This window comes from Streptomyces sp. NPDC088246, from assembly GCF_044741025.1.
Lineage (GTDB): Bacteria > Actinomycetota > Actinomycetes > Streptomycetales > Streptomycetaceae > Streptomyces.
The window spans coordinates 169,365-178,475 of sequence record NZ_JBIURV010000007.1 but is presented as its reverse complement, the minus strand read 5'-3'; the positions used below and the strand labels follow the sequence as shown (position 1 = coordinate 178,475).

Below are 9,111 nucleotides of genomic sequence, written 5' to 3'. Positions count from 1 at the left end.
AGTGACATGAAGGGATTCAGTCCGTACGCTTCTGAATATGGATATGCATACAGTCGTGGTGGGGACGTCCGGTACCACCGCCCAGGACGTCATCGCCGTGGCCCGCGGCAACGCTCGTGTCGAGCTCTCCGCGGCCGCCGTGAGCGCACTCGCCGCCGCCCGCGAGATCGTGGACGCGCTCGCCGCCAAGCCCGAGCCGGTCTACGGCGTCTCCACCGGCTTCGGGGCGCTGGCCAGCCGGCACATCAGCCAGGATCTCCGCGCACAGCTCCAGCGCAACATCGTCCGCTCGCACGCTGCCGGCATGGGCCCGCGGGTCGAGCGCGAGGTCGTCCGCGCCCTGATGTTCCTGCGGCTGAAGACGGTGGCCTCCGGACACACCGGCGTACGGCCCGAGGTCGCGCAGACCATGGCCGACGTCCTCAACGCGGGCATCACCCCCGTCGTCCACGAGTACGGCTCGCTCGGCTGCTCCGGCGACCTGGCCCCGCTCTCCCACTGCGCCCTGACGCTGATGGGCGAGGGTGACGCGGAGGGCCCCGACGGCACCGTGCGCCCCGCCGGTGAGCTGCTCACCGCCCATGGCATCACCCCGGTCGAGCTGCGTGAGAAGGAGGGCCTCGCCCTCCTCAACGGCACCGACGGCATGCTCGGCATGCTCGTCATGGCCCTGGCCGATCTGAAGAGCCTCTACACCTCCGCCGACATCACCGCCGCCCTCTCCCTGGAAGCGCTGCTCGGTACGGACAAGGTGCTCGCCCCGGAACTGCACGCCATCCGCCCGCATCCGGGCCAGGGCGTCAGCGCCGACAACATGCTGCGGGTGCTGGCCGGATCGGGCCTCACCGGCCACCATCAGGACGACGCGCCGCGCGTGCAGGACGCCTACTCCGTGCGCTGCGCGCCCCAGGTCAACGGCGCCGGACGCGACACCCTCGACTACGCCGGGATCGTCGCGGACCGCGAGCTGGCCTCCGCCGTGGACAACCCCGTGGTGCTGCCCGACGGCCGGGTCGAGTCCAACGGGAACTTCCACGGCGCCCCCGTCGCCTACGTGCTCGACTTCCTGGCGATCGTCGCGGCCGACCTCGGTTCGATCACCGAGCGCCGCACCGACCGGCTGCTGGACAAGAACCGTTCGCACGGACTGCCGCCGTTCCTCGCCGACGACGCCGGTGTGGACTCGGGCCTGATGATCGCCCAGTACACCCAGGCCGCCCTGGTCAGCGAGATGAAGCGGCTCGCCGTCCCCGCGTCGGCCGACTCGATCCCGTCCTCCGCGATGCAGGAGGACCACGTCTCCATGGGCTGGTCGGCCGCGCGCAAGCTGCGTACCGCCGTCGACAACCTCGCCCGGATCGTCGCCGTCGAGCTGTACGCGGCGACCCGCGCCATCGAACTGCGCGCCGCCCAGGGCCTCACCCCCGCGCCCGCCTCGCAGGCCGCCATCGAGGCGCTGCGCGCGGCAGGTGTCGAGGGCCCGGGGCCGGACCGCTTCCTGTCGCCGGACCTGGCCGCGGCGGACGCGTTCGTACGTGCCGGGAAGCTGGTCGCGGCGGTCGAGCCGGTGACCGGACCGCTGGCTTAGGCCCGGCAGGAGTTCAGACGGACAGGGCGTCGGCGCGGCGTACCGAGTAGGTGACGAACGCTGCGCCGATGCCCAGGAACGCCGTGCCGCCGATCAGATACGGGGTGGTGTCGACCCCGGCCCCGGTGTCGGCGAGCCTCGGACCGGCCGCGGTGTCCACGGCGGCGGTGACCTGCCGGCTCCGTGCTCCCGGTGTGCCGGTCGACTCGTCCGTCGCGTTGGCGGACGGTACGAACCACAGGGCGGCCAGCAACGTGCCCGCAGCGGTGGCGGTCAGGAGCGGGCGGCGAGCAGCGGCCACGGAATCGATCCCCCTTGTCACAGCCGTGAGTTAGGCCTGTACGCCGATGCTAGTGAAAGCAGCGGGTCGCAGGAAAGTCGCGAGGGCGGGGAGCTTACGCTCCGGCACATGAGCACTTCTGAGACATCACGGTTTGTTCGACTTCAGGTCGAAATGGTGCTGGAGATCACGGACCCCGCCGCCCTCAGCGGTACCGCACTGGAGTCCATCGCCGCCGAGTACGGGGAGCCCGGCGGCGAGTCCGCCGAGGAACGCATGCAGGCCGAGTCGGCCGTACGGGAGGACGGAGCGGAGGCCCTCGCCTCCCTCATCGATCCGTTCGACCTGGTCAGCGAGGTGCCGGGGGTCGAGCTCACCCAGGCGTCCTGGAGCAGCGAGACCGTCGACTACGACCCGGACGACCCGGACGGCTGGGACCTCGACGACGAGGACGAGGAGTGGGTCGCCGGCGACGTCCCGCACAATGGTGAGGACGACGGCGAGCACAGCGGCGCGAGCGGCGGTGCGGAGCGGCGGATCTAGCAGGCGGTGAGCCACGGCCCCGGCCCGCTTTCCGCGAACCGGGGCCGTCGTGCGTACCGGCCGTATATACGCGACCGGCACCGGGAACCACCGCCGACGCGGATGCGTCGATGAGTGTTGTTCCCCACATCCCTCTTGGATGTGGAACGGAAGACCCCTTCCATGGGTTCTAGGAACATTGACGGGTTTCGCCGGTCGTCGGCGGCTCTGCTCGGGGTTTTTGGGGATTAGGCAACGATGGAGAAACGTGTGATGACGGACAGCAAGCGGCGCAAGGGCCTGATGGCCGCGTCCGCACTGCTCGGTGGCGTTCTGGTGCTCACTGCTTGCAACGACAACGGCGCGAGCGCCGAGGGCTCGAAGAAGTCGCAGGCGGCCGAGGTCGACAAGGCGGCCGCCCAGGACGCGTCGGAGGCGCAGATCAGCATCGCGCCGAAGAACGGTGCGACCAACGCGAGCATCAACAACGACGCCAAGGTCACCGTCACCAAGGGCACGCTGTCCCAGGTCACCATGACCACGTCGGCCGGTGCGACCGTCAAGGGCACGCTCGCCGCCGACGGCAAGAGCTGGAAGCCGGACGTCCAGCTGGAGCGCTCGACCACGTACAAGATCAGTGCGGCGGCCAAGGACTCCAAGGGCCGCGAGGCGCACGAGAACTCCTCGTTCACCACCGTGTCGCCTGCCAACAGCTTCATAGGCAATTTCACGCCCGAGGACGGCTCCACGGTCGGCGTCGGCATGCCGGTCTCGATCAACTTCAACAAGCCGATCACGGACAAGAAGGCCGTCCAGGACGCAATCACCGTGACGTCCAGCAGCGGTCAGCAAGTCGCCGGCCACTGGTTCAACTCGCAGCGTCTCGACCTGCGCCCCGAGCAGTACTGGCAGGGCGGCTCCACCGTCACGCTGAAGCTCGCGCTGGACGGCGTCGAGGGCGCGGACGGCGTCTTCGGTGTGCAGCAGAAGACGGTCACCTTCAAGGTCGGCCGCAACCAGGTCTCGACGGTCGACGCCAACACGAAGACGATGACCGTCACCCAGAACGGCAAGACGATCAAGACCATCCCGATCTCTTCCGGCTCCTCCGCCAACCCCACGTACAACGGGCAGATGGTGATCTCCGAGAAGTTCAAGGAGACCCGGATGAACGGCGCGACGGTCGGCTTCACCGACTCCGACGGCAAGGGCGAGTACGACATCAAGGACGTGCCGCACGCCATGCGGCTGTCCACCTCGGGCACCTTCATCCACGGCAACTACTGGGGCGCGCGGTCGGTCTTCGGCAGCGCCAACACCAGCCACGGCTGTGTCGGCCTCGCCGACGTGAAGGGCGCGAGCGACGCCAACCAGCCCGCCGCCTGGTTCTACAACAACTCCCTCGTCGGCGACGTGGTCATCGTCAAGAACTCCCCGGACAGGACCATCACCCCCGACAACGGCCTCAACGGCTGGAACATGAGCTGGGCGGAGTGGACGGCGGGTTCCCAGGCCTGACCCGCACGCACCTCCCCTCCCGCAGTACCCAATCCCCGTACACAGGCGGCGGCACCCGGATCCCCTCGGATCCGGGTGCCGCCGCCTGTGGCGTTCGCAGGGGTTCTCATCCGGCTCTCACCGTGGCCTCAACTCACCATCACACCGCGTCCCCAGCCTTGCGCCACGTGGAAGGAGCACGGCCTGACCTTCATCATGGTCACGCACGACAGCGCCATCGCCCGGCGTGCGCCACGACTGGCGACGATTCGCAAGGGCAAGGTAACGATCACGGAGAACGCGGCGGCCTGAGAAGGGACTTGCGGGGGGCAGGCCGTCCGGCGGGCGCTCTGCCGTCGACCGGTGGCAGTGGTGCGGCCCGGTCCGGCCGTCGGCGGTGGTGCGGTACGCCTGTCGGCGGTGGCGCGGCCCGGCCTCAGCGGTGTTCGGCTGCGGCGCTCCGGTGGGCCGCGAGGTCGCTGTGGCGGACCTGGCGCAGGCCCACCGGATCGTCGTGCCCGCTGCTCCAGAAGGCACTGAGGGGGAGGGCGCCGGGGCCCGCCAGGAACGAACTCATCGCGTACCAGGGCTGCAACGGCAGCCGGCACAGCCCGTACAGCCAGCGCCGCACCAGCCTGCAGGGTCCCGGCCGCCCGGCGTCGGGCAGTCTGATCACCCGTACCCCCATGATCAGCTTGCCCGCGCCGCCCCCGGCGATCGCGGTGAGGACCACCTGGTTGAGGAACGAGAACGCGAGCGTCGGGCCGAGCAGCAGACCGACGGTCTCGGGGATGCGGGCCGTGTCCACATACGGCCGGGCCAGTAAACCGCCGGTGACCAGGCAGAGGTAGCAGTCGAGGCCGACGGCGAGATAGCGGCGCATGTCGCCCACACGCGGTGGGATTCGGGGCGCGGCGCGCTGCCCGGGGACGGGCGGGAGAGCCGGATGGGCGTACGGCCCGGCGGGTCCCGGATGCCCCGGTCCGGGCGGTGTGCGGCCGGCCGGCAAGGCCTGCGCGGAACAGCTTCGGTTACGTCTGTGCCCCGGCGACGTGGTCATCACGGCATCATGTCCGATTGCCGCTCACCGTGTGCCCGGGACCACTTTCCCGCTGCCCCGTACGCCGCATTAATCTCGCGGTCATGACCGCCGCCATCACCGCCATGATCACCGCAGTAGTCGGGGTGCTCGGCACCCTCTTCGCCCCGGTGCTCGCACAGCGCCTGACCGCGCGTCAGCGCACCGAAGAGGCCCGACTGGTCGGTGAACAGCGGAAGTTCGAGGAGCGGCGCGCTCAGTACACGGCCATGAACCGGGCCTCCCGGCAGTTCCACACACTCCTCAAGGACGCTCTGCACCGCATCCGCGACGGCGTGTACACCGAGCAGGAACGCACCCAGCTCGAAGAGGCCCGCCTCGACCACCGCGACCGTTACGCCGAGGCTCAGATGATCGTCCCCGAACGGATACTGCAGGCGTCCCGCGACCTCAACCGGGTCCTCGCCCTCGGTGACGCGGCCATCAAACGCCTCGACCGGGGCCTCGCCCGTGACGGCGAGAGCGTCGAACGGGCCCTGGAGGACCTGAGAGCGGCCGACCCCTGCCTCGACACGATGCGGGAACTGATGCGTCAGGACCTTGGCGTCACCGACTGAACCCCGGCCTCGGCGTCACCGCCGAACCGGCCGGCGGCGTCTGCCGGCAAGCCCCGGACGGCCACAGCCGGTAGTGCGAGTCCAGCCGGTACTCGCCGCCCCGCTCCACCGTGAGCCGCGTCCACTCGCCGTCCTGCCGTACGCACCCGCCGCCGTCGGCCCGCAACCAGGGCGAGTACGCGATCCGTACCGTCACCGATCCGGCGGCGGGCATCCGTACCACCAGCGAGGCGTCGTCCCCGCCGACGACGGCGCCCGGCGCGGAGACCAGCGGGACGGCGCCCCGCACCCGGTAGATCCGCCACCCCGCGTCCTGCCACACCGGTTCCAGCCAGTCGGTCCCGCGCCGGACGATCTCCGCCTCCGCCTCGGCCGGGCCGTCCGGCCTGCCGCTGTGCAGCACCACGAGACCCACGCCCCACCGGTCCAGCCAGGCGCGGTACGCCGCCGGAGTCGGCTTTCCCTCGTAGAACAGCCGCCCGCGCTCCACGTCGAGCTGCCGGTTCCAGCCGCGCGCCATGTTCACATGCGGCGCGAGCACGGACGCCTCCCGGTGATTTCGGGCCGGTACGACCTCCACCCGGGTCCGTTCGGCACCGATCCTGCGCAGCTCGGCGACCACACCGTCGGTGTGCGCCGCCCAGGCGGGCACGGTGGTGGAGACCCGCAGATCGTCATCGGTCTTGTCGACCAGCCAGCCGGTGCTGAACGCGAGCATCCCGACGAGCACGACCGCCCGCACCCGCAGCAGCAGACCGCCCCGCGCCCAACCAGCCAGGGTGGCCAGTGCCGCGGCGAGCAGCACGGGCGGGCCGGCCACCCCCACCAGCCGCTCCACATTCGTCCCGATGGGCGAGGGGACCAGGAAGGTCAGGACGACACCGACCGCGTACACCACGCTCGCGAACCGGACCACCCGCCAGCCGCCCTCGCGCGGCGCCGCGAGCCACAGGGCCGCGCAGGCGGCCAACGGCATCCACAACTTCCCCGGAGCCATCGGCTGTTCGCCCGTGAACGGAAACAGCACCGTGGTCGCCGCCACCACCGCGAACGGCGGTACGAGGAGCACGGCCGCCCGCCGCCACTGCCGGTCGAGCCCGTACGCCGCACCCGCCACCACCACGAACAGCCCCGCCACCGGACTCGCCGCCGTCGCCAGCGCCGCGCAGCCCGCGGCGACGCCCGCACGGTGTCGTACGTACAACAGCGCGGCCAGCCCGATCGCCACGCCCATGGCGAACGTGGTACGCCCGGACGCGACATTGCACCAGAGCACCAACGACCCCAGCACCGAGACCGCGACCGGCCACCGCACCCCGGTCCGCACACAGAGCCGCCCCAGCGCCCACGACCCGCAGAGGCCGGCGGCGACGGTGACGGCCCGCACCCCGAACATCGCCATGAGCGGCGGCGTCAGCAGGCTGTAGTTGGCGGTGTGCGCCCCTCCGTACCAGGAGAGGTTGTACGCGGACCACGGATGCCGGGACGCGAAGGAGGCCCAGGCGGACTGCGCCGCCAGATCGCCGCCGCCGGTGGCCAGCGCCAGCGCCCACACGAGGTACAACGGCACGACGACCAGCACCGCGAGACCCGGCACCCACCACCGCGCCGAGTCCGGATCCGTGACCGCTCGGCGCACACCGGCGCCGACCCGCTCGTCTCTCCGCTCGCGCGTCGCAGCTCTCTCGGTGATCCCCACCTCGCAAACCCTAACGGGACCGTTCGAACCGCACGACGGTTCAGCTGGCTACACCACGGATGTGGGGGACCGGTCCCTCGTGACGGCGGATACGTGCCGGGAGAATGGATCCATCACCCGACAACGGAAGGCGAAGCTCATGAAAGCACTGCTCTGGACCGTGCTCTGCGCGGCGATCGCCGCGAATGTCTCCCTGAACTTCTTCATGGACGACGGCGCTCTGCACATCGCGCTGAGTGTCGTCTCCGGCGTGGTCGTCCTCGCGTCCGGGACGGGGCTGTGGATGCTGCGCCGCCCGGCGGAGTCGTAGACCCGGCCCAGAATGCGGACGCGGTGAACGATTTTCCGGGGCCACCTGGACAATCGATATGCCACAACGGTTCTGTACGTCGCTTCCGTGAGCCGCAGAGCGTGCGATGTCTGGGCGACGCCCTCAATGGGGAGGGGGACCGCTGGTGCCCCCGGGACGGGGCACCCACGCGCGCGATGCCGACCCAGGGAAGGTATGACCCATATGAGTGTCATCGAGCCGCTGTACGCGGAGATTCTCCGCCGCAACCAGGGCGAGAAGGAATTCCATCAGGCGGTACGGGAGGTCCTGGAGACCCTCGGCCCCGTCCTCGAACAGCGGCCGGAGTTCGTGGACGCCCGGATCATCGAGCGCATCTGCGAGCCGGAGCGCCAGCTCATCTTCCGGGTGCCGTGGTCCGACGACTCCGGCGACATCCATGTGAACCGCGGCTTCCGGGTCGAGTTCAGCAGCTCGCTCGGACCGTACAAGGGCGGGCTGCGCTTCCACCCCTCGGTCAACCTCGGCATCGTGAAGTTCCTCGGCTTCGAGCAGATCTTCAAGAACGCGCTCACCGGCATGCCCATCGGCGGCGGCAAGGGCGGCGCCGACTTCGACCCGAAGGGCCGCTCCGACGCCGAGATCATGCGGTTCTGCCAGTCGTTCATGACCGAACTCCACCGTCACCTCGGCGAGTACACCGATGTCCCCGCCGGTGACATCGGTGTCGGCGGCCGCGAGATCGGCTACCTGTTCGGCCAGTACAAGCGGATCACCAACCGTTACGAGTCCGGTGTCCTCACCGGAAAGGGCCTGGGCTGGGGCGGTGCCCAGGCGCGCACCGAGGCGACCGGGTACGGCTGTGTGCTTTTCACCGCCGAGATGCTCCGCAGCCGTGGCGAGTCCCTCGACGGGCAGCGCGTTGCCGTGTCGGGCTCGGGCAATGTCGCGATCTACGCGATCGAGAAGGCCCAGCAGTTCGGCGCGACCGTGGTGACCTGCTCCGACTCCGACGGGTACGTCGTGGACGAGAAGGGCATCGACCTCGCCCTGCTCAAGGAGATCAAGGAGGCCGGCCGCGGCCGGGTCTCCGACTACGCGGAGCGCCGCGGCGAACACGTCAGGTTCGTCCCCGGCACCGGCCTCTGGAACGTCCCCTGCGATGTGGCCCTGCCCTGCGCCACGCAGAACGAACTGCACGAGGCCGATGCCCTGGCCCTCGTACGCAACGGCGTGAAGGCGGTCGCCGAGGGCGCCAACATGCCCACCACCCCGGAGGCCGTACGCATCCTCCAGGACGCGGGCGTCGCCTTCGCCCCCGGCAAGGCGGCCAACGCGGGCGGCGTGGCCACCAGCGCCCTGGAGATGCAGCAGAACGCCTCACGCGACTCCTGGACGTTCGCCCACACCGAGGAGCGGCTCGCGGAGATCATGCGCCACATCCACGACTCCTGCCACACGGTCGCGGAGCGCTACGGCAGCCCGGGCAACTACGTGGTGGGCGCCAACATCGCCGGCTTCGAACTGGTCGCGGACGCGATGCTGGCGCAGGGGCTCATCTGATCCGGCCGATCCGACGC

9 protein-coding genes and 1 pseudogene are annotated in these 9,111 nt (G+C 70.3%); 7 read left to right on the top strand and 3 right to left on the bottom strand.

Features of this window, described 5'->3' with window-relative positions; genetic code table 11:
* Positions 1-37: 37 nt before the first annotated feature.
* Positions 38-1,588: a histidine ammonia-lyase gene (hutH, locus tag ACIPEK_RS12990; protein WP_383075544.1), complete on the top strand. Its 1,551-nt coding sequence runs from the start codon at positions 38-40 to the stop codon at positions 1,586-1,588.
* A 13-nt stretch (positions 1,589-1,601) separates the two neighbouring features.
* Here the strand turns inward: hutH and ACIPEK_RS12985 are convergent, their stop codons facing one another.
* The gene (locus ACIPEK_RS12985; RefSeq protein ID WP_351264502.1) at positions 1,602-1,889 is read right to left on the bottom strand and encodes a hypothetical protein; all 288 of its coding nucleotides are present in this window, start codon (positions 1,887-1,889) and stop codon (positions 1,602-1,604) included.
* A gap of 108 nt (positions 1,890-1,997) precedes the next feature.
* Between ACIPEK_RS12985 and ACIPEK_RS12980 the strand changes: the two genes are divergently transcribed.
* From ACIPEK_RS12980 to ACIPEK_RS12970, 3 genes and pseudogenes are all read left to right on the top strand, one after another.
* Entirely contained in the window at positions 1,998-2,411 is a 414-nt protein-coding gene (locus ACIPEK_RS12980) for a hypothetical protein (RefSeq protein ID WP_401994462.1), read from the top strand.
* A 237-nt stretch (positions 2,412-2,648) separates the two neighbouring features.
* On the top strand, positions 2,649-3,908 hold the full coding sequence (locus ACIPEK_RS12975; protein ID WP_401994459.1) for an Ig-like domain-containing protein: 1,260 nt from the start codon (positions 2,649-2,651) through the stop codon (positions 3,906-3,908).
* Positions 3,909-4,076: 168 nt separating this feature from the next.
* A pseudogene (locus ACIPEK_RS12970) lies at positions 4,077-4,199 on the top strand (ABC transporter ATP-binding protein); the annotation flags it as partial.
* A 124-nt stretch (positions 4,200-4,323) separates the two neighbouring features.
* Here the strand turns inward: ACIPEK_RS12970 and ACIPEK_RS12965 are convergent.
* Positions 4,324-4,770 (bottom strand): RDD family protein, encoded by a 447-nt coding sequence (locus ACIPEK_RS12965; protein WP_401994704.1) that lies wholly within the window; start codon positions 4,768-4,770, stop codon positions 4,324-4,326.
* A gap of 260 nt (positions 4,771-5,030) precedes the next feature.
* On the opposite strand from ACIPEK_RS12965, the gene ACIPEK_RS12960 reads away from it, so the two are divergent.
* Positions 5,031-5,543, top strand: a complete 513-nt coding sequence (locus ACIPEK_RS12960) for a hypothetical protein (protein ID WP_401994456.1) — start codon at positions 5,031-5,033, stop codon at positions 5,541-5,543.
* Here the strand turns inward: ACIPEK_RS12960 and ACIPEK_RS12955 are convergent.
* Positions 5,533-7,140, bottom strand: a complete 1,608-nt coding sequence (locus ACIPEK_RS12955; RefSeq protein WP_401994701.1) for a hypothetical protein — start codon at positions 7,138-7,140, stop codon at positions 5,533-5,535. The genes ACIPEK_RS12960 and ACIPEK_RS12955 overlap by 11 nt on opposite strands.
* Before the next feature lie 241 nt (positions 7,141-7,381).
* On the opposite strand from ACIPEK_RS12955, the gene ACIPEK_RS12950 reads away from it, so the two are divergent.
* Both ACIPEK_RS12950 and gdhA read left to right on the top strand, forming a co-directional pair.
* Entirely contained in the window at positions 7,382-7,552 is a 171-nt protein-coding gene (locus ACIPEK_RS12950; protein ID WP_401994453.1) for a hypothetical protein, read from the top strand.
* Positions 7,553-7,756: 204 nt separating this feature from the next.
* Positions 7,757-9,094, top strand: coding sequence for an NADP-specific glutamate dehydrogenase (gene gdhA / locus ACIPEK_RS12945; protein ID WP_401994450.1), 1,338 nt, complete (start codon positions 7,757-7,759; stop codon positions 9,092-9,094).
* Positions 9,095-9,111: the final 17 nt, after the last annotated feature.

Bases quoted from the DNA above. Each gene is read 5' to 3' on its own strand.
- ACIPEK_RS12975 (WP_401994459.1), top strand. From the start codon at position 2,649: ATGGAGAAACGTGTGATGACGGACAGCAAGCGGCGCAAGGGCCTGATG.
- gdhA (WP_401994450.1), top strand. From the start codon at position 7,757: ATGAGTGTCATCGAGCCGCTGTACGCGGAGATTCTCCGCCGCAACCAG.
- hutH (WP_383075544.1), top strand. From the start codon at position 38: ATGGATATGCATACAGTCGTGGTGGGGACGTCCGGTACCACCGCCCAG.
- ACIPEK_RS12965 (WP_401994704.1), bottom strand. From the start codon at position 4,770: ATGCGCCGCTATCTCGCCGTCGGCCTCGACTGCTACCTCTGCCTGGTC.
- ACIPEK_RS12960 (WP_401994456.1), top strand. From the start codon at position 5,031: ATGACCGCCGCCATCACCGCCATGATCACCGCAGTAGTCGGGGTGCTC.
- ACIPEK_RS12950 (WP_401994453.1), top strand. From the start codon at position 7,382: ATGAAAGCACTGCTCTGGACCGTGCTCTGCGCGGCGATCGCCGCGAAT.
- ACIPEK_RS12980 (WP_401994462.1), top strand. From the start codon at position 1,998: ATGAGCACTTCTGAGACATCACGGTTTGTTCGACTTCAGGTCGAAATG.